This window comes from Pedococcus sp. P1_H8 (genome assembly GCF_056405175.1).
This window is the reverse complement of the sequence record NZ_JBFUCP010000103.1, coordinates 1-553: the sequence shown is the minus strand read 5'-3', so window position 1 is coordinate 553 and position 553 is coordinate 1. Positions and strand designations below refer to the sequence as shown.

The following is a 553-nucleotide window of genomic DNA, read 5'->3' as shown; positions in this document are numbered from 1 at the left end:
AAGCTCGAGAGGTTCAAACCGGTCATCGACGAGATGCTCCGGGCCGACCTGACAGCACCGCGCAAACAGAAACACACCGCAACCCGAATCCGAGACCGGCTCATCGACGAACACGGACTCGCCGACGTGTCGTATTCGACGGTGCGGGACTACGTTGCCCGCCGCCGACCCGAGATCGCCGCCGAGGCCGGCGCGCGGGTAGAGATGGCATTCGTGCTCCAGGGCCATCCGCCCGGCGCCGAGGCCGAGGTCGACTTCGGGGACGTGTGGGTCGACCTGGCCGGGACGATGACGAAGTGCTTCCTGTTCACCTTCCGGCTCTCCTGTTCCGGCAAGGCGGTCCATCGGGTGTTCGCCTCGCAGGGCCAGGAGGCGTTCATCGAGGGGCACGTTATCGCGTTCAACACGTTGGGCGGGGTTCCGTTCGGGAAGATCCGCTACGACAACCTCCGGTCCGCGGTCTCACGGGTGCTGTTCGGGCGCAACAGGAAGGAATCCGACCGCTGGATCCTGTTGCGCTCGCACTACGGGTTCGACTCGTTCTACTGCATCC

The 553-nt window shown here is 65.1% G+C and carries 1 pseudogene; it reads left to right on the top strand.

The annotated features are described in order from the left end of the window. Positions 1-553 (top strand): annotated as a pseudogene (locus tag AC1DYG_RS19060) (IS21 family transposase); the annotation flags it as partial.